The sequence below is a fragment of the Dactylosporangium sp. NPDC050688 genome (genome assembly GCF_040654515.1).
GTDB lineage: Bacteria > Actinomycetota > Actinomycetes > Mycobacteriales > Micromonosporaceae > Dactylosporangium.
Genome location: NZ_JBFAIC010000030.1, coordinates 65,627 through 83,996 on the forward strand (window position 1 = coordinate 65,627; position 18,370 = coordinate 83,996).

Here is an 18,370-nt window from a genome sequence, read left to right on the forward strand (position 1 = left end):
GATGGACTTTCAGTACGCACCCGCGCCGGAGTCACGCTCGGTCGTCGACATCCGGTCCTCCTACGGCCTGTTCATCAACGGCGAGTTCGTCGACGGGCGGGGTGAGTCGTTCAAGTCGGTCAACCCGGCCACCGAGGAGACTCTGGCGGACATCGCGGCGGCCGACGCGGCCGACGTGGACGCCGCGGTACTGGCCGCGCGCCGCGCCTTCGACACGGTGTGGGGCCCCATGCCCGGGCGGGAGCGGGCCAAGTACCTGTTCCGCATCGCGCGGATCATCCAGGAGCGGGCCCGCGAGCTGGCGGTGCTCGAGTCGCTGGACAACGGCAAGCCGATCCGGGAGTCGCGCGACGTCGACGTGCCCCTCGTCGCCGCCCACTTCTTCTACTACGCCGGCTGGGCCGACAAGCTGCCCTACGCCGGGTTCGGCCCGGACCCGCGCCCGCTCGGCGTCGCCGGTCAGGTCATCCCGTGGAACTTTCCGTTGTTGATGTTGGCGTGGAAGATCGCGCCGGCGCTCGCGGCGGGCAACACGGTGGTGCTGAAGCCGGCCGAGACGACGCCGCTGACCGCGCTGCTGTTCGCCGAGATCTGCCAGCAGGCGCAGCTGCCGCCGGGCGTGGTCAACATCGTGACCGGCGCCGGGGACACCGGCCGGCTGCTCGTCGAGCACGACGGGGTCGACAAGGTGGCGTTCACCGGCTCGACCGAGGTCGGGCGGGCCATCGCGAAGGCCGTGGCCGGCACCCGCAAGCGGCTCACCCTGGAGCTGGGCGGCAAGGCCGCCAACATCGTCTTCGACGACGCGCCGTTCGACCAGGCCGTCGAGGGCGTCGTCAACGGCATCTTCTTCAACCAGGGGCACGTCTGCTGCGCCGGGTCGCGCCTGCTGCTGCAGGAGTCGGTCGCCGAGGAGTTCCTCGAGGCGCTGAAGCGGCGGATGGCGCAGCTGCGGGTCGGTGACCCCCTGGACAAGAACACCGACGTCGGCGCGATCAACTCCGCCGAGCAGCTGGCCCGGATCCGGCAGCTGTCGCAGGTCGGCGAGGACGAGGGCGCCGCCCGCTGGTCCGCGCCGTGCGACCTGCCGGCGCGCGGGTTCTGGTTCGCCCCCACGATCTTCACCGGCGTCACGCAGGCGCACCGGATCGCCCGGGAGGAGATCTTCGGGCCGGTGCTGTCGGTGCTGACGTTCCGTACCCCCGACGAGGCCGTCGAGAAGGCCAACAACACGCCCTACGGGCTGTCCGCCGGGGTCTGGACCGAGAAGGGGTCCCGCATCCTGCACCTCGCGGACCGGCTGCGCGCCGGCGTGGTGTGGGCCAACACGTTCAACAAGTTCGACCCGACGTCACCCTTCGGCGGCTACAAGGAGTCCGGCTACGGCCGTGAGGGCGGCCGTCACGGGCTGGAGGCCTACCTTGAGCACTGAGTCACCGGCGCGTCTCGCGGTGCGCAAGACGTACAAACTCTTCATCGGCGGCGCGTTCCCCCGCAGCGAGTCCGGGAGGTCCTACCAGGTGCATTCGGCCTCCGGCGAGTTCCTGGCCAACGCCGCCCTCGGCTCCCGCAAGGACGCCCGCGACGCGGTCAAGGCGGCCCGCGCGGCCGTCGGCAAGTGGTCCGGCGCCACCGCGTACAACCGCGGCCAGATCCTCTACCGGGTGGCCGAGGTCCTCGAGAGCCGCCACGACCAGTTCGTGAGCGAGGTGAAGGCGGCCGAGGGCGTCTCGCGCAAGGAGGCCGCCGCGCTGGTGGACGCCGCGACCGACCGCTGGGTCTGGTACGCGGGCTGGTCGGACAAGATCGCGCAGGTCCACGGCGGGGCCAACCCGGTCGCCGGGCCCTACTTCAACCTGTCCGCGCCGGAGCCGACCGGGGTCGTGGCCGTCGTCGCGCCCGCCGCGTCCTCGCTGCTCGGCCTGGTCAGCGTCATCGCGCCGGCGATCGTCACCGGCAACACCGTGGTGGTGGTCGCCTCCACCGACCGGCCGCTGCCGGCGATCTCCCTCACCGAGGTCCTCGCCACCTCCGACCTGCCCGGCGGCGTCGTCAACGTGCTCACCGGGAAGGTCGCGGAGATCGCGCCGTGGCTCGCGGCGCACATGGACGTCAACGCCGTCGATCTCACGGGTGTGACGGACGACACGCTCGCCAAGGAGTTGGAGATCGCCGCCGCGGAAAACCTGAAGCGGGTGATCCGACCTGCGAACCCGGACTGGAACGCCGACCCGGGCGTGTCCCGCATGCTTGCATTGTTGGAGATCAAGACGGTCTGGCACCCCAAGGGGGTCTGACCGTCGCCAACCGGGCACACTAGGGTGTTTGTGCGCGAGGCCATCTCAGTGAGCAGTGTGCCCGCACGCCGAGCCGACTACGGAGGTCACAGTGGCCCGCCAGTCTTCCCGTCCGTCTTCCTCACGTCCGGCGTCCTCGCGCCCAGCGGCTGCGAAGAAGAGCACGCCGGCGCCCGCTGCACAGGAGCCAGCCGAGGTGTCCGAGATCGCAGACACCACTGAGACCACGGAGACCACTGAGACCGCCGAGGTCGTCGAGGACGCCGCGGCGGTCGACGACGTCGAGGCGGTCGAGGACGACGAGGTCGAGGCGCTGGACGACGACGCCGACCTGGACGAGGAGGACGGCGACCGGGAGCGCTCCGCGCAGGCCGACGCCATGTGGTCCGACGTCAACATCCAGCCGGTCGAGATCGCGCTGCCCAAGGGCGTCGGTTACACCCTGCGGGCGTACCGGCTGTCGACCGAGCTGACCCCGACCGAGCTGGACGAGGAGGAGGACGACTTCGCGATCCTCCACCGTCGCGAGGCCGATGTGGACGACGAAGAGGTCGTCATCCTCGACGAGAACGCTGAGCTGTTCGTCGACGAGGAGCCCGAGCCGGCCCCGTCGCTGTCGAAGCCCAAGAAGAAGAAGTCGGACGACGACTCCGACGACGAGGACGAGGCCGTCGCCAAGGACGACTCGGAGGATGAGGACGAGGCGGACGAGGTCGACGCCGAGGCGGACGCCGAAGACGAAGCCGACGAGGAGGACGAAGCGGACGAGGAGGAGCCCGAGGAGGTTCCCGCGTTCCTCAGCCACCGCGGCAAGCTGCTGCTCTTCCGCAGCGTCGAGGGCCTGGTCGAGTTCGTGAAGTCCGACGCGGAGCACGACCTGCGCCAGCTGGACACGTGGAGCAGCCTGCAGACCCGCATCACCGCCTCGTCGGTGGTGCCGAAGGACGAGGACCGCTACGAGCTGGACCTGGTCGTGGAGAACCTCCGCGGCGGGCAGGACGCCTGGGACTCCGACCTGCTCATCGCGGCCGGCGAGGCCGCCCGTGACCTGGCCTACTCGCTGCGCCTGGAGCCGGTCCGCACCGCCCTCGCCCCCGGCTCCCCGCTCGACGACCTGGACGAGGCGCTGCGCGCGGCGGCCGGCGGCGGCGTCAGCGGCTTCTTCGCCAAGCGGCGGCTCAAGAAAATCGGGGCACAACAGGCAGCGCTCGGCTGGCGGACGATAATCGGCAAGATTTCTGCCGCCGTGGACTGGCGTGATTGATTTGTGACCGACAGGATCTAAGCCGTGAGCATTTTGGCACGGCGGGCACGACCCGGCCTTTGACCGGACGGGTGGCGGCGGTGCGCGACGATCAGCCGAGGACGGCATTCAACCGAAACGGCTGATCGCGTCACCCGCCCGCAACCTGTTTAGTAGAGGTCGTTCAGTTTGACCTGCGGTAACACACGGCGGGGCGCCGGGACACGTCCCCGCCGACGTGGTGAAAGCTCAACTGATGTCCCGAGAGGAGGACGACGCGGTGGCGCTCGTTCGGGTGTACTGCGGTCTGGCGTCGGCTGATCTCGCCGAGCCGCAGTCAAGCTCCGAAATCTGGTTGACCGTCGCGGTCGTCGACGACGCCGGCCGACTCATCGACATCTGCGAGGTGAGCGACGACGCCGGCGGCTACGCCGAGCTCAGCGCGCTGCTCGCGCAACGCTCCGGCGGTCAGTCCGCCGTCGCGGTCGCGGCCGAGAGCGACGACCACGTCGTCACCCAGCTGCTCACCGCGGCCGGGCGCAACCTCGCCTTCACCGACGACGACTCGGCCGACGACTACGCCGAGCGGTTCGCCGACGACGAGTCGCCGGAGGAGATCCAGTCCAACGCCGCCGAGCGGCGCGCCGTGGGCCTCGCCCGCGCGCTGCAGGCCGGCGTGCTCTCCGCGGTCGGGCAGTCCCCGCCGCGGGACATGCTGCCGCTGAAGCCGGTCCTCGCCGCGCACGCCGCGGTCGTCGCCGGCCGCCAGAGCGCCGCGGCGACGCTGCGGGAGGTGCTGCGCGAGCTGTACCCGGCCGCGCTGCGCGCCTACCCGGACCCCGCCGAGACGATCCCCCTGGCGGTCCTCGACGCGCTGCCCGAGCCGGGCATCCTCGGCGGCGGGGCCGCCGGGCGCAACCGGGACGCCCAGGTCGTCGCCGAGCTCGCCGCCGCCGGGGTGGCCGACGCCGACACGCTCGGCGAGGCCATCACCGCGCTGCGGGTCGCGATCGCCGAGACCCCCCGCCGCACCGGGGTCAACCGGGCGCTGACCACCGCGGTCGCCGAGACCATCCGCCAGTCCGTCGCCGCCGTGCGCGCCTGCGACGCCGCCGCCGCCTCGCTCGTCGGGGTCCTGGCCGACAAGATGAGCCCGTCGCGGCTGCAGCCGGGCCGCCAGCGCTCGCCGCTGACCCCGGTCGCGCCGCTGCGTGCCGCGCCGCCCGCGCCCGTCTCCTCGCCGAGCGCCGCCGGCGCCCACGGTGCCGTGCCCGCCGTCGGGCAGGACGCCCCGCCGACCCGCAGCCGGGTCGCCGCGCGCGCCGCCGAGGCCGCCCGGGCCGCCGAGTCGACCGCCGCCCAGGCCGCACCCGCCGCACCCGCCGCCTCGTTCGGCGCCGGGGCCCAGCCCGCGGCCGCCGCCGGGCGCACCAACGCCGCCGCGGCGACCGGTGGCCGCCGCCGCGCCCAGGCGGGCAACGCCGGCACCCCGCAGATGCCCACCCAGGCGCAGCCGCCGGCCGTGTCCGCCCCGCCCGCCGCCTCCGTCGTGTCGGGCCCGCCCGGACGCCGGGCGGTTGTGTCCGGGCCGCCCGCGGTCTCCTCGGCCCCGCCGGCGACCACGACGCCCCCGGGCTACCAGCCCGCGGCCGCGGCCTACGGCCAGCCGGTCACCTCCACGCCGCCCGGCCTCGGCCAGCAGGTCGCCACGGCGCCGCCCGCGTACGGGCCGCCGGTCACGTCCACGCCGCCGGTCACGTCGACTCCGCCCGGTTACGTCGCCTCGACGCCGCCGGCCTACGGGCAGCCCGTCACCTCGACGCCGCCCGGCTATGTCGCGTCGACGCCCCCGGCGTACGGGGTCAGCTCGACCCCGCCGGCGTACGGCGTGACCTCCACGCCGCCCGGCTACTCGCCGACCTTCCCGGGGGCGTTCGACGCGCCCGGTGCCGGGTCCGCTCCGGCGTACCAGCCGGCCGCGTACCAGCCGCCGACGCCGACCTACGCGCCCGCCCCGCCGATCCCGCCGACGTACCAGCAGCAGCCGATCCCGGCGTCGATGCAGTCGATCCCCGTGCCGCTGCAGCCCGCGCCGCCGCAGCCGGTCCCGGTCGCGCCACTGCCGGTCGCACCCGCCCCGGTCGCGCCGCCGCCGGTGGCCCCGGCCCCGGTGATCCCGCCGCCGGCCGCGACCGAGCCGACGTTCTCCTCCCTGATGCCGACGCCCCCGCCGGACATCGCCCCGCTGCTGGCCGACACCGGCCTGGACTTCACCCGCCCCTCCTCCTCGCCGCCGGCCGCGGCCCAGGAGAGCGACAGCGGCGCGATCCGGCTCAGCGACCTGAGCTCCCTCGGCGAGCCGCCGAGGCTGGACCCGGCGACCCCGGCCCCCGGCAGCCGCAGCGGCTGGCCGCTGGGCGGCGACAGCAGCGACGCCTTCGACGGCGACCCGCTGAACGTCGCGTCGTCGTCCACCTTCTCCTCCGACCTGAGCAGCCTGCCGCGCCTGAGCGACCTGCCCAAGCCGCCCGTGGAGCTGCAGGACCTGGAGACCCCCGGCGAGTTCGGCCGCCGCGCGGCCGCCGAGCCCGCAGGCCGCGCCGAGCTGCTCAACCGCTCCGAGCTGAGCCGGTCCGACCGGCACCGGGCCGACCGCAACCGCGCCGACCGTGACCCGCTCAACCGCTCCGACCTGCCGGGCTCCGACGCTGACAGCGGTGCCGAGACGACCGGCCGGCGGCGCGGCAGCCGCGCCGACGAGGCCGCCACGACCGGACGCGCCGAGGGGCGCCGCTCGGAGCGCGCCCGCGCCGAGGCGTCCGCCGAGTCCTCCTCGCGGGCCGAGTCCACGCCCCGCACCGAGACCCCCCGGTCCTCGCGCACCGAGATCCCGCGCTCCGAGCGGGCCCGGACCGAGATGCCGCGCTCGGAGCGGGCGCGCACCGAGATCCCCCGCAGCGAGCGTTCGCGGGCCGAGCGGCCGGTCGAGCTGCCCCGCCAGCGCGAGGGCCGCGTCCCGCCACCGTGGCAGACCGGCGACCTGCCGGCCGAGCCCGCGGGCCTGCGCCTCGTCGAGCCGGCCCCCGTGCCGGACCCGGCGCTCACCGGGTACCCCGACGAGCTGAGCGGCGAATACAGCGGCGAGTTCCGCTTCGAGCCGCCCGCGCTGCGCCTGGTCGAGGGCCCCGCCGAGCGGGCCACCGCCCGCAGCAACGGCACCGGCGCGGGCCGCAGCCGCCGCGCCGCGGCCGAACGCGCCGAGTCCACCACCAAGCCCTCCGACGAGGCCGACGGCGACCTGCTCATATTCGCCGCCGCCCGCTCCGCGTGGTTCACCGACTGGGACGCCGACAGCGAGTCGGAGTCGGCGGCGGCGCGCCCCGCGGTCAGCTGGGAGAGCCAGAACGACTCAGCCTGGCGCGCCGCCGAGCAGGCCGCGCAGCCGAAGCTCGGCGACGAGACCTCGACCGGCCTGCCGCGGCGCGTGCCGCAGCAGAACCTGGTCCCCGGCTCCCCGGTCAACGCCCCGGAGCGCCCGCTGCGCATCGTCCGCGACGCCGCGCAGATCGCCGCGCACACCACCGGCTACTTCCGTGGCTGGCGCCGGGGCCAGGAGGTCGGCGGGTTCTCCGTCGGCGGCCGCCCGGGTCGCGAGGCGGCGGGCGGCTGGGACTTCAGCCGCGAGCGTGAGGCCAGCCGCGACTACCAGGAGCGCGAGTACGAGTACCGGTCAGCTCGCCGCTGACGCTGTTCTTCCTCGGAAGAGGGTCGCCCGGTTTTCGGGCGGCCCTCTTCTGCTTTTGCCCTGCGTCTTTACTTGGTGACTGTGCGTTGAAGTTCAGGGTCGGCGGTGGACCGGGGCGGCGCCCGGCGGGAGAATTTGAGTCACGAAGGCGGCCCGTCGGGCGCGGACATGGCCGTCAATCCCGCTCAAGCACGCCGTCAGTGGCGTTGACGCCTTTCTACGTGTCGGAGGAACCATTGAGCGTTGTTGAGCCGCCAGCGGCCTTACAGACCTGACCGGGCTGCCGCCTCCATGATCCCGAATGGTTCTGGCTGCCAGGGCTACCGGAACTGTTCGGGATCATGAGCGGCGGCGGGTGGTCCGGCGCGCTGGGCAACCGGGGCGACCCGACGCGAGCCCGGCCCGGCGCGGACAGCACACGACCCAGTTCGACGCGGCCCAGGTCTGCGATGCGGCCCAGATCTGCCATCGCGGTGCCGGCAAAAGCCGCGCCTCCAGCCACCGCACCACCCAGGCCGGCCCTGCACCGGCTCGATCTCCGTACGATACGCCGTGCTGGGAGAGGCGCCGGGACTCCGTGCCGGGGAGAGACGCCAGGCGGAAGCGCGACGCAGGTGCGCCAGCGGCCGATCTCAGTGGCGGTCGGATCGCGGGGACGGCCGGATCGCGGGCACGGCCGGATCGCGGGGACAGCCGGATCGCGGGCACGGCCGGATCGCGGGGACAGCCGGATCGCGGGGACAGCCGGATCGCGCCGGCGGACGGATCGCGGGGGCGGACGGCCGCGCTTCGCGTGGCTCGCTCTGCCAACCCGCCGGAAGGCGCTCCGGCCACGGCCTGGACGCGGGAACAGACGCGCACCGGGTCCGCCGGGGAAGCGCACCGGCCGCGGAAACAGACGCGCGCACCGTGTCCGCCCTGCTGAGGAGGCGGACGCGGTGCGCGCGTGACGACGTGCGAGAGAGGGGGTATTACCAGGGGTGTTACGCGGGGGCGGTGGCCCGGGTGCGGCGCATCGAGAGGACGTACTCGACGAGCGAGATGAGCACGTTCTTCGTCGACTCGCGGGAGCGGGCATCGCAGGAGACGACTGGGACGTCGCTGGAGATGGCGAGCGCCTCGCGCACGTCGTCGGCGTTGTGGTACTGGACGCCGTCGAAGCAGTTGATCGCGATCAGGTACGGCAGCCGGCGGTGCTCGAAGAAGTCGATCGCGGCGAAACAGTCGGCGAGACGCCGGGTGTCCACCATGACGACAGCGCCGATGGCGCCGCGGACCAGTTCGTCCCACATGAACCAGAAACGGGTCTGGCCCGGGGTGCCGAACAGGTACAGGATCAGGTCACGGTCGATCGAGATACGACCGAAGTCCATCGCGACCGTGGTCGTCGTCTTGCCGGGCACATTGCGGGTGTCGTCCACACCGACGCCGGCGGAGGTCATGATGGCCTCGGTGGTCAGCGGTGTGATCTCCGAGACCGAGCCGACCAGTGTGGTCTTGCCCACGCCGAAACCTCCGGCGATGACGATCTTCGCTGACGTGACCCGCCCTGGGCGGACTGCCACGTCAGAGCCTCCGAAGTCCACTCAGCACCCTCTCAAGCAGTTCTGTGCCCACCGACTCGTTTTCGTCGAGCGAGGTCGGCTCGTACACCGCGACGAGTCCGTCGGCAGCCATGTCCGCCACGATGACCCGCGCCACACCCAGCGGAAGCTGCATGCGCGCCGCGATCTCAGCGAGAGACTGCAAGCGACCGTCGCACAGCGTGGAAATGTATTGCTGTTCTTGCCCGTGAGCACCGCCCGGCCGAGAGTTGGCCGCTCGACCACGCACGGTGGTCTCGACCAGCGCCTCGATCGCAATATCCAGCTTGGGCCGGGTGCGACCTCGGGTGACGGCGTACGGCCTGACCAACGCGCCGGTTGGTTCATCGCGCTCGGCCATGGTCGCCGTTCACCTCCTCACTCGTCGGGCCTCGTCAACAGCTAATGCGTCAACAGCTAATGCGTAAAGCTCTGTCACCTAGTTCAGCTTCAGCCGAGCATCGATGCGGTCGGCCGGGGTGGCGGTGTCAATGCGTCACCGACCCGGTCAACCAGCAGCGCCATTTCATAGCCGACCTGACCGACGTCACACGCCCGGGCCGCGAGGACCGCGAACGACGAGCCGTCGGAGATCGACATGAGGAAGAGGAAGCCGTTGTCCATCTCGACAACGGTCTGCAGCACTGCGCCGCCCTCGAAGCAGCGGGAGGCGCCCTGCGTGAGGCTCACCAAACCGGAGGCGATCGCGGCGAGCTGGTCACCACGGTCGCGCGGCAGGTCACGAGAGGCGGCCAACAGCAGACCGTCTGCCGAGACGGCTACCGCGTGGGCGACGCCCGGCACTCGGTCTGCGAAGTTGGCGAGCAGCCAACCGAGATCCTGCGTAGATGTCATGCCTCTTGCTCCTTGCCAACCTGCGAGTTTTGAGGCCCGGCCGAAGTGGGCTCCGGGGTTTTCGAGTCGTCGGACCGGGTGCGGCCGCGCTGAACGCCTCGGTGATACGCGGACAACAGACCACGCACGGACTCCGGCGTGCGCCGGTGCACCGTGGCGGGGTTCTTCTCCACCCCGCCGGGGACCAGTTGCGCCTGCGGCACGCGTTTTGGCAAACCCGTGTCGGTCGTCGCAAATTCCTGAGCCTCGGCGAGTGCGGCGGCCGCCTGCCATCCTTCGTCTGCCGCAGTCTGCCAGTTTACCGCCGAACCGCCGGATGTCCGGTCGGCCGAACCTCGCGAGGTTTCACCCGGAACCCGGGTTTCAAAACGCTGCGGAGGCACGTATGCCGTGTCGCTGTACGTGACCTCGACCGGCCGCGTCGAGGCACCGTTGGACGCCGGTGCCGGCACCGCCGCGGGGGCGGGCGGGGCGGCCGCGACGGGCTCGTCGTCGAAGGTCGGGCGCTTGCTGGTGGTCTGGAACCAGGCCGACTCCAGCTCGCGGAAGATCGGCAGCTCCATCGTCTCGTCGACGAAGCGCTGGCGGGAGTCGGTGGCCTCGACCTCGGAGGTCGCGGGGTCCCAGTCGAGCCGGACCTGCGGGATCTCCGCCGTCATGTCGACCGGCGGGTACGCCTCGGGCTGGGCCTGCTGGGCGGCGGCCGCCGCGTAGCGGTCGGGCTGCGCCGCACCGGGCTGCCCGGGCGCCGCGGAGACCGGCGGCCAGACGGGCGGTGCCGCCGCGGCCGGGGGCGGTCCACCGGCGGCGTACGCCGTGGGCGCCTCGTAGCCGCGCGAAGCGGGAGCCTCGGGGCGCTGGCGCGGGATCTGGCCGCTGACCTCGTCCTCGGCGACCTCGCCCTCGACGGTCCAGTTCTCGTGGGCGCGGCGCTGCGGCAGCGGGTTGAGGTCGCCGGGCGACTGGCGGCCGCGGTCCCCGTCGCCGTTGACACCGGTCAGGTCGGACCAGGCGGGCAGGCTGCGGGCGGGTCCGGCACCGGCCGGCGGGCGGCCGGCGAAGCCACCGTCGCGCGGGGGCGGGCCGGAGGGGTCCTTGCTGAAGCCGCCGCCGTCGCGGAAGGCGCTGGGTCCACCGTGCGGCGGCTGCCCGTTGGCCGCGGGAGGGGTCTCGCGGCGCGGCGGGGTGCCGTTGGCGAAGCCGTTGACCGTGGGCCGCTCGCCGGTGTGCGGGCCGGCGCCGAAGAGCCCGCTGCTGGTGAGCGTGCCGAAGCGCGGTCCGCCGCCGTTGCCGCCGCCGACCGGCGACGGGCCGCTCTCCAGCGCCAGCGGCGAGACGAGCGGGGAGCGCGGTGCGGGCGTCGACGGGATCGGCCGTGCCTGGACGACGTCGTTGGGGCCCACGGCGGGCATGCCCGCGGTCGGCATGCCGGCGTTGGCGCGGCCGGACAGCGCCCGCGGCACGAGGACCCCGGCGGGCAGCGTCATGTCGGCGATGGTGCCACGCTCGCGCGCGGCCCGCAGCTCGACCTTGACGCCGTGGCGGGCGGCCAGCCGGGCGACCACGACGAGACCCATCATCCGGGAGACGGCTACGTCGACCATGGGCGGGTTGGCGAGGCGGTCGTTGAGCTCGTTGAGCTGCTCGGGCGAGACGCCGATGCCGTGGTCTTCCACCAGCAGGACGGCACGGTCGCCGACGCGGCGGGCCTCGACGATGACCGCCGAGTCCGGCGGGGAGAAGGCGGTCGCGTTGTCGAGCAGCTCGGCGACCAGGTGGACCATGTCGTTGACCGCGTGGGCCGCGATCTCGATGTCCCGGTCGATCATGCCGAACTCGATGCGCGTGTAGTGCTCGACCTCGGACTGCGCGGCGCGGAGCACGTCCATGAGCGGGGCGGGCTCGCGCTGGATGCGGGTCGAGTCGGCGCCGGCGAGGACCAGGAGGTTCTCGTCGTTACGGCGCATCCGGGTGGCGAGGTGATCGAGCTGGAAGAGCTCGGCGAGCCGGTCCGGGTCCTCCTCGCCGCGCTCCAGCCGGTCGAGGTGGCCGATGAGCCGGTCGACCAGGATCTGGGAGCGGCGGGCGAGGTTGACGAACATCGTCGCGACGCTGGCCCGCAAAGCGGCCTGCTCGGCGGCGGTGCGGACGGCTTCGAGGTGCACCGCGTTGAACGCCTCGGCCACCTGACCGAACTCGTCCCGGCTGCGGACCGGGAGCGGCTCGGCGATCTGTAGTGCGAGCTGGTGCGGCGACATCTGCCCGGCCAGGGCCGGGTCGCGCAGCCGCTGCACGGCCTGGGGCAGCCCGTACTGCGCGACGGTGAGTGCGCCGTGGCGCAGCTCCCGCAGCGAGCGGGCCATCGACCGGGCCACGATCCAGGCGAAGAGGATGGCCAGCAGCAGCATGCCGAGCAGGGCGCCGGCGGTGACGAGCACCTGGCGTTGCAGGTCGTTGCGGTGCGCGGTGGCGTCCTCAATGTTGTGCTCGTCGAACTCGGTCTCGATGCCGCGCAGCAGGTTGGTCTTGTTGACCATGGCGTTGTCCCAGGCGGCGACGGTGAAGATGTCGCCCGGCAGCGCCTCGGTGGTGAGCGGCGTCAGCTGGCCCTCGAACTTGGCGGCCTCGCGCAGGTCCGAGCCGGCGATCTTGCGGTCGAACAGGTCGCGGTGCCACGGCTCGGAGACGACCCGGAACTGCTCCTCGGCCTGTTGCTGACCGTTGAGCGCGGCGTCGAACTCCTTGCGCAGCTGCGGGGTGAACGCCCTGGTGGTGAGGACCCGCAGCACGACGACCCGCTCGAGGGAGACCTGCTCCTTCATCTCGGAGATCGCCGCGGCGGCGCGCATGTCGGCGCCGAGCGCCGGGTTGTTGGACAGCTCGGCGGCGGCGTCGCGGATGCTCAGCAGGTCGTCGATCAGCGTGCGGTAGCGGCTCACGACGGTGCTGGCCAGGATCTCCTTGCCGCCCTCGGAGATCTGCTTGCGCATGCCGGGCAGGTCGAGCAGCTGGGTGTCGATCGATGCGAGCCGCTTGCGGAAGTCCTCCGGCGGGTCGGCGAGGCCGGACCGGGTGAGCCGGTACTCCTTGCTGGCGTCCTCGGTCTTCTGGATCTGGCGCTCGAGGGCGGCCCGCGCCTCGACGTCGCCGCCCTGCACGGTGAGCACGCCCAGCAGCAGCGCCGCGTTGGCGCGCTCGCTCTGCAACTCGTGGACGAGGGCCGAGGCCTGCGCCGAGAGGCCCGACAGCGTGCGGGCCCGGTCGGCGTCGTTGGCCTCACCGATGTTGTTGACCAGGCCGTTGGTGCCGACCACGATCGTCGCGATGATGGGAACGATCATGATCAGGCCGAGCTTCGACCAGATCGGCAGGTCTCGGAGCCGGCCTACCGGGAGACGCAGACGCGACGAGACCGGCTCCCGCGTCGTTGGCCGTTTGCTCACTTCACCGCCCTCCGAACCGGGGCCTTGTGCAACAGCAGGCACCCGCGACCGGCCGACCCTACTGGGCCAGACCTCCGAGATTCCACCATGTCCCGTCGCAAGAAGAAAGCCCAGGCCTCCCGCTAGCCGATATGTACTAAGTCAAGAAATCTGTCCGTTTGGCGGGTGCTTCAGCCGATCGTCCGGTGACGCTGGGCGATTTACCCGATGCACGCAGATGATGACGAGTGACAAATCAGGACAAATTTACGACATCAACTTCGCGTACGCCGGCTTGATGACGTCATTGATCAACGCCAGGCGCTCATCAAACGGAATGAAGGCACTTTTCATTGCATTCACCGTGAACCACTGCAATTCAGACCATCCATAGCCGAAGGCCTCGACCAGCAGCGTCATCTCGCGGCTCATCGAGGTCCCGCTCATCAGCCGGTTGTCGGTGTTGACGGTCACCCGGAAGCGCAGGTCCCGCAGCAGCCCGATCGGGTGCTCCCGGATCGAGGCGGCGGCGCCGGTCTGCACGTTGGACGACGGGCAGAGCTCCAGCGGGATCCGCTTGTCCCGCACATACGCGGCGAGCCGGCCGAGGGAATTGTCGGCCGCGATGTCGTCGACGATGCGCACACCGTGTCCGAGCCGGTCCGCCCCGCACCACTGGATCGCCTGCCAGATCGACGGCAGCCCGAACGCCTCGCCGGCGTGGATGGTGAAATGCGAGTTCTCGCGCTGGAGGTACTCGAACGCGTCCAGGTGCCGGGTGGGCGGGTACCCGGCCTCCGCGCCGGCAATGTCGAAGCCGACCACGCCCGCGTCGCGGTACTGCACCGACAGCTCGGCGATCTCCATCGAGCGCGCCGCGTGCCGCATCGCGGTGAGCAGCGTGCCGACCCGGATCGGGGTGCCGGCCGCGGCCGCCTCCGCGGAGCCCTCCCGGAAGCCGTCCAGGACCGCCTCCACCACCTCCGTCAGCACGAGGCCCTGCGCGAGGTGCTGCTCGGGGGCGAAGCGCACCTCGGCGTAGACGACGCCGTCGGCGGCCAGGTCCAGGGCACACTCCCTGGCCACCCTGACCAGGGACTCCCGGGTCTGCATCACCGCGACGGTGTGCGCGAACGTCTCCAGGTAGCGCTCCAGCGAGCCGGAGTCGGCCGCCGCGACGAACCACTCGCCCAGCCCTTCCGGGGTCGCGGCGGGCAGCTCGTGGCCGATGGCGGCGGCGAGGTCGAGGATGGTGGCGGGGCGCAGGCCCCCGTCGAGGTGATCGTGGAGCAGGGCCTTCGGCGCGCGACGGATCTCGTCGTAGGTAGGAGCAACCATGGAACGACACTAGTAGCGTGCACGCTTCCGTCATCACACATCTGCGGTGTCCGGTCTGTGCCGGCGGTCTCACGGACGCCGGCCGGGCGCTGCGGTGCGCCGCGGGCCACTCGTTCGACGTCGCCCGGCAGGGCTACGTCGACCTGACCGCGGGGCGGACCGTGCATGCGGGCGACAGTGCCGACATGGTCGCGGCACGCGAGTCGCTGCTGGACGCCGGGCACTTCGACCCGGTGTCCGACGCGGTCGCCGAGGCGGCTGCCGCGGTACCGGGAGCAGGGCTGATCCTGGAGGTCGGCGCCGGGACGGGCCGGTACCTGGCCCGCGCCCTCGGCCCGCACCGGGTCGGCCTGGCCGTGGACGTGTCCAAGCCGGCGCTGCGCCGCGCGGCCAGGATCGACCCGCGCATCGGCGCCGTACGCGCAGATGTGTGGCAGGGCCTGCCGGTGCGCGACGCGACCGCCGACGTGATCCTCGACGTCTTCGCCCCGCGCTCGGGCGCGGAGTTCGCCCGGGTGCTGCGCCCCGACGGCGCCCTCGTCGTGGTCACCCCGGCCCCCGGTCACCTCGCCGAGCTGGTCACGGCGCTGGGCATGGTCGGCGTCGACCCGGCGAAGGAGGAGCGTCTCGCGGCGAGCCTTCGGCCGTGGCTGACCCCGGCCGGCACCGTCCCGCTGCGCGCGGAGCTGTCGCTGGACCGGGCCGCGGCGGCGGCGCTCGTCGGCATGGGCCCGAGCGCCTGGCACACCGACCCGGAGAAGGTCGCCGCGACCCTGGCGGGCATGCCGGAGCCGATCACCGCCACGCTCGCGGTGCGGCTCAGCACGTGGCGGTCAGGTTGACAGGTCGACGTCCTCCCAGCCGGGCGGGTCGCCGTGGTAGGGCCCGGTGAAGATCACCGCCCACTCCAGCGCCCAGCGCCGCTGGCCGATGGTGTTGGAGTCGATCTGCCCTGGCAGCGGCAGCCGCCGGCGCTCCGCCTCCAGATAGGACCAGTCGAGGCAGTAGTAGAGGTCCAGCTGCGCGGCGGCGGCGTCGGCACCGCGCGGGGCGGCCAGGGTGCGCTGCCGCCACGCCGCGAAGGTCTCTCCCTGCGGCAGGTTGGGCAGCCGCTCCATCAGCCCGTCGGCGGAGGGCAGCAGCGGGTCCAGGTCCATGGCGATGCCCAGCAGCCAGGACAGCGCGAACAGCGCCTCCAGGTGCAGCGCGAAGGACCGCTCGTCGCCGTCGCCCTCGGCGACGAAGCGCCACTCGGGCCCGGTCACCCGCTCCTCCAGCCGCGCCTCGCGCAGCCATTGCGTCGCCAGTTGCGGCGGCATGCCGAAGGCGCGGGCGAGCACGACGTTGAGGATCGCGGCGCGCGCCTCGATCTCCTCACCGGAACGCAGCTCCACCAGGTCGCCCGGCTCCCACGCAAGTGGGAAGTTGGGCGGTGGCAGGGGCAGCCGCAGGCGGTGCAGCGCTTCGAGGCTCGCCTCCCGCACCCGCTGCGGATCGGGCGACGTGACGGTCACCCGCGCACTGTAGCCGCCCGTTCAGGCAGTGTCTCTCCGGGCCAGGTCGGGTCCGAACGCGGGCAGGCACACGGCGACGTACTCGGCGCCCTCCGCGGTGGGGGTGGTGTACCGGATCCGTTCACCCGCCCGGGTGACCACGGCCTGGCCCGCCTCGACGTCGAAGTGCCCGCCGTCGTGCTCGACCCGGACGGTGCCGCGCAGGACGATCGTGAACTCGTCGAACTCGGGGGTCTGGAACGGCTCGGTCCAGCCGCCGGGCGCGAGCATCCGGGCGATCGACACCGCCGACTCGCCGGAGTTGACCCGGCCCACGTACTCGTCGATGACCTTGCCGCCCGGGACCGGGATCTGGGTCGGGGCCTTGATCAGTTCTGGCATCAGGAGATCCTGTCGAGAATCAACGGTCGGGACGGTGGTGGCGTGTCCGACAGCGTGACCGCCTCGCGGGCCACGTCCAGCGCCGCCGGCAGCTTGCCGGCGTCCTCGGCGCGCAGCTCCATGATCACGTCACCGGTACGGACCGCCTCGCCGGGCTTGCGGTGCAGGATGATCCCGGCCGAGAGGCTGACCGGGTCCTCCTTGCGGGCCCGGCCCGCGCCGAGGCGCCAGGCAGCCACACCGACGGCGTAGGCGTCCATGGTGGCGACGAACCCGTCGTGCGTGGCGGTGATCGTCTCCACCTCGCCGGCCACCGGCAGCGGCGCGTCCGGGTCGCCGCCCTGGGCACGGATCAGGGCCCGCCACGAGTCCATCGCCCGCCCGTCGGCGATCGCCGCCTGCGGGTCGACGTCGCCGAGGCCGGCCGCGTCGAGCATCTCCCGGGCCAGGGCCAGGGTCAGCGTCACGACGTCCTGCGGGCCGCCGCCGGCGAGGACCTCCAGGGACTCCTCGACCTCCAGGGAGTGCCCGACGGTCCGGCCGAGCGGGACCTCCATGTCGGTGAGCAGGGCAACGGTGGTCACACCGTGCGCCTTGCCCAGCTCGACCATGGTGCCGGCCAGCTCCCGGGCGTCGGCGACCTGGCGCATGAAGGCGCCGGAGCCGAACTTCACGTCCAGGACCAGCGCGCCGGTGCCCTCCGCGATCTTCTTGCTCATGATCGAGCTGGCGATCAGCGGGATCGCCTCGACGGTGCCGGTGACGTCGCGCAGGGCGTACAGCTTGCGGTCGGCGGGCGCGAGCCCCTCACCGGCGGCGCAGATCGCGGCGCCAACGGTGCGCAGCTGCTCGACGAACGCCTCGTTGGACAGCTTCGTGCCGAACCCGGCGACCGCCTCGAGCTTGTCGAGGGTCCCGCCGGTGTGCCCCAGGCCGCGGCCAGACAGCTGCGGCACCGCCGCGCCGCACGCGGCGACCAGCGGGGTCAGCGGCAGCGTGATCTTGTCGCCGACGCCGCCGGTGGAGTGCTTGTCGACGGTGGGCCGGCCGACCCCGGACAGGTCCAGCCGCTCCCCCGAGGCGATCATCGCCGCGGTCCAGCGCGCGATCTCCCCGGCGGTCATGCCGTTGAGCAGGATCGCCATGGCGAGCGCGGACATCTGCTCGTCGGCGACGACCCCTTTGGTGTACGCGTCAACGACCCAGTCGATCTGCGCGTCGCTGAGCACACCCTTGTCCCGCTTGGCGCGGATGACATCGACGGCCGCAAAGGTCATGCCCCACTCCAGTCCTGCTCGATGCCCGCCGGGCGGGGGGTGTCCCCGGCCCAGCTGGTGCCGCCCTGGGCGTCCACCACGACGACCCGTGGGGTGCGGATCCGGCCCCAGGCGACCGCGTCGGCCGCGGTGTCCCAGGTCGGCCCCTCTTCCAGGATGCCCGCCGGCTCGGCGTCGGCGGTGCCGGAGGAACGCTCCCAGTAGGCGGTCCAGACCTGCCGGCCGTCGGCGACGTCGGGGTGGACGAACACGGTGCCGGTGCCGACCTTCAGCGCCAGCGCGGCCGGGACCGTGGGTGCCGAGGCGGCCTGGTGCGACGCGATGCGCCCCAGGTCGGTGTCGTCGAAGGCGTACGGCAGCAGCGCCGACATCGGCAGCGGGCCGTCGGCGTGGTCGATGAGGCAGCCCGGGCCGCCGTGCTCCCACAGCAACTGCCGGCACCGGCCGCACGGCATGAGCGGCCGCCCGTCGCCGTCGACGCAGGCCAGGGCGACCAGCCGCCCGCCGCCGGTGACCTGCAGGTTGGACACCAGGCCGCACTCCGCGCAGAGGCCGACGCCGTAGGAGGCGTTCTCGACGTTGCAGCCCACGACGATCCGGCCGTCGTCGACCAGCGCCGCCGCGCCGACCGGGAACTTCGAGTACGGCGCATAGGCGCGCGCCATCACGGTGACGGCCGCCTGGCGCAGCGCCACCCAGTCAACGTCCGCCACGC

General features: G+C 72.8%; 14 protein-coding genes. 5 read left to right on the forward strand and 9 right to left on the reverse strand.

The window, feature by feature from the left end:
* Position 1 precedes the first annotated feature (1 nt).
* The 4 genes from AB0H83_RS26590 to AB0H83_RS26605 all read left to right on the forward strand — a co-directional run bounded on the left by AB0H83_RS26590 (position 2) and on the right by AB0H83_RS26605 (position 7,285).
* The gene (locus AB0H83_RS26590) at positions 2-1,432 is read left to right on the forward strand and encodes an aldehyde dehydrogenase family protein (protein WP_360098990.1); all 1,431 of its coding nucleotides are present in this window, start codon (positions 2-4) and stop codon (positions 1,430-1,432) included.
* A complete protein-coding gene (locus AB0H83_RS26595; protein WP_360098992.1) occupies positions 1,422-2,297 on the forward strand; it encodes an aldehyde dehydrogenase family protein in 876 nt (291 codons plus the stop codon). The genes AB0H83_RS26590 and AB0H83_RS26595 overlap by 11 nt, the downstream gene beginning before the upstream one ends.
* A gap of 379 nt (positions 2,298-2,676) precedes the next feature.
* A complete protein-coding gene (locus AB0H83_RS26600; RefSeq protein ID WP_360099083.1) occupies positions 2,677-3,561 on the forward strand; it encodes a DNA primase in 885 nt (294 codons plus the stop codon).
* Positions 3,562-3,796: 235 nt separating this feature from the next.
* Positions 3,797-7,285 carry a hypothetical protein gene (locus AB0H83_RS26605; RefSeq protein WP_360098994.1) on the forward strand — a complete coding sequence of 1,163 codons (3,489 nt, stop codon included), beginning with the start codon at positions 3,797-3,799 and terminating at the stop codon, positions 7,283-7,285.
* Between the two features lie 983 nt (positions 7,286-8,268).
* Here the strand turns inward: AB0H83_RS26605 and AB0H83_RS26610 are convergent.
* The 5 genes from AB0H83_RS26610 to AB0H83_RS26630 all read right to left on the reverse strand — a co-directional run bounded on the left by AB0H83_RS26610 (position 8,269) and on the right by AB0H83_RS26630 (position 14,483).
* Positions 8,269-8,871 carry an ATP/GTP-binding protein gene (locus tag AB0H83_RS26610; RefSeq protein WP_360098996.1) on the reverse strand — a complete coding sequence of 201 codons (603 nt, stop codon included), beginning with the start codon at positions 8,869-8,871 and terminating at the stop codon, positions 8,269-8,271.
* Positions 8,852-9,229 (reverse strand): DUF742 domain-containing protein, encoded by a 378-nt coding sequence (locus tag AB0H83_RS26615; RefSeq protein ID WP_033358337.1) that lies wholly within the window; start codon positions 9,227-9,229, stop codon positions 8,852-8,854. Before AB0H83_RS26615 ends, AB0H83_RS26610 begins: the two co-directional genes overlap by 20 nt.
* 89 nt (positions 9,230-9,318) lie before the next feature.
* On the reverse strand, positions 9,319-9,723 hold the full coding sequence (locus AB0H83_RS26620; RefSeq protein WP_033358336.1) for a roadblock/LC7 domain-containing protein: 405 nt from the start codon (positions 9,721-9,723) through the stop codon (positions 9,319-9,321).
* Positions 9,720-13,064: a sensor histidine kinase gene (locus AB0H83_RS26625; protein ID WP_360098999.1), complete on the reverse strand. Its 3,345-nt coding sequence runs from the start codon at positions 13,062-13,064 to the stop codon at positions 9,720-9,722. The genes AB0H83_RS26620 and AB0H83_RS26625 overlap by 4 nt, the downstream gene beginning before the upstream one ends.
* 348 nt (positions 13,065-13,412) lie before the next feature.
* Complete coding sequence (locus AB0H83_RS26630) at positions 13,413-14,483, reverse strand: adenosine deaminase (protein ID WP_360099001.1); 1,071 nt, start codon at positions 14,481-14,483, stop codon at positions 13,413-13,415.
* Positions 14,484-14,500: 17 nt separating this feature from the next.
* Between AB0H83_RS26630 and AB0H83_RS26635 the strand changes: the two genes are divergently transcribed.
* Positions 14,501-15,325, forward strand: coding sequence for a putative RNA methyltransferase (locus AB0H83_RS26635; RefSeq protein ID WP_360099003.1), 825 nt, complete (start codon positions 14,501-14,503; stop codon positions 15,323-15,325).
* Here the strand turns inward: AB0H83_RS26635 and AB0H83_RS26640 are convergent.
* From AB0H83_RS26640 to AB0H83_RS26655, 4 genes are read right to left on the reverse strand one after another with little or no spacing between them, the layout of a single operon-like run.
* Complete coding sequence (locus AB0H83_RS26640; protein ID WP_360099005.1) at positions 15,317-15,997, reverse strand: DUF4272 domain-containing protein; 681 nt, start codon at positions 15,995-15,997, stop codon at positions 15,317-15,319. The two genes, AB0H83_RS26635 and AB0H83_RS26640, sit on opposite strands and share 9 nt — an antisense overlap.
* 21 nt (positions 15,998-16,018) lie before the next feature.
* Positions 16,019-16,378, reverse strand: coding sequence for a cupin domain-containing protein (locus AB0H83_RS26645; protein ID WP_360099007.1), 360 nt, complete (start codon positions 16,376-16,378; stop codon positions 16,019-16,021).
* Positions 16,378-17,655, reverse strand: a complete 1,278-nt coding sequence (locus AB0H83_RS26650) for a thymidine phosphorylase (RefSeq protein ID WP_360099009.1) — start codon at positions 17,653-17,655, stop codon at positions 16,378-16,380. Before AB0H83_RS26650 ends, AB0H83_RS26645 begins: the two co-directional genes overlap by 1 nt.
* Positions 17,652-18,368: a cytidine deaminase gene (locus AB0H83_RS26655; RefSeq protein WP_360099011.1), complete on the reverse strand. Its 717-nt coding sequence runs from the start codon at positions 18,366-18,368 to the stop codon at positions 17,652-17,654. Before AB0H83_RS26655 ends, AB0H83_RS26650 begins: the two co-directional genes overlap by 4 nt.
* Positions 18,369-18,370 lie beyond the last annotated feature (2 nt).

What these genes read in the sequence shown, in the direction of transcription:
- AB0H83_RS26630 (WP_360099001.1), bottom strand. Translation starts at nt 14,483, where the DNA reads ATGGTTGCTCCTACCTACGACGAGATCCGTCGCGCGCCGAAGGCCCTG.
- AB0H83_RS26605 (WP_360098994.1), top strand. Translation starts at nt 3,797, where the DNA reads ATGTCCCGAGAGGAGGACGACGCGGTGGCGCTCGTTCGGGTGTACTGC.
- AB0H83_RS26645 (WP_360099007.1), bottom strand. Translation starts at nt 16,378, where the DNA reads ATGCCAGAACTGATCAAGGCCCCGACCCAGATCCCGGTCCCGGGCGGC.
- AB0H83_RS26620 (WP_033358336.1), bottom strand. Translation starts at nt 9,723, where the DNA reads ATGACATCTACGCAGGATCTCGGTTGGCTGCTCGCCAACTTCGCAGAC.
- AB0H83_RS26590 (WP_360098990.1), top strand. Translation starts at nt 2, where the DNA reads ATGGACTTTCAGTACGCACCCGCGCCGGAGTCACGCTCGGTCGTCGAC.
- AB0H83_RS26650 (WP_360099009.1), bottom strand. Translation starts at nt 17,655, where the DNA reads ATGACCTTTGCGGCCGTCGATGTCATCCGCGCCAAGCGGGACAAGGGT.
- AB0H83_RS26625 (WP_360098999.1), bottom strand. Translation starts at nt 13,064, where the DNA reads ATGATCGTTCCCATCATCGCGACGATCGTGGTCGGCACCAACGGCCTG.
- AB0H83_RS26600 (WP_360099083.1), top strand. Translation starts at nt 2,677, where the DNA reads ATGTGGTCCGACGTCAACATCCAGCCGGTCGAGATCGCGCTGCCCAAG.
- AB0H83_RS26615 (WP_033358337.1), bottom strand. Translation starts at nt 9,229, where the DNA reads ATGGCCGAGCGCGATGAACCAACCGGCGCGTTGGTCAGGCCGTACGCC.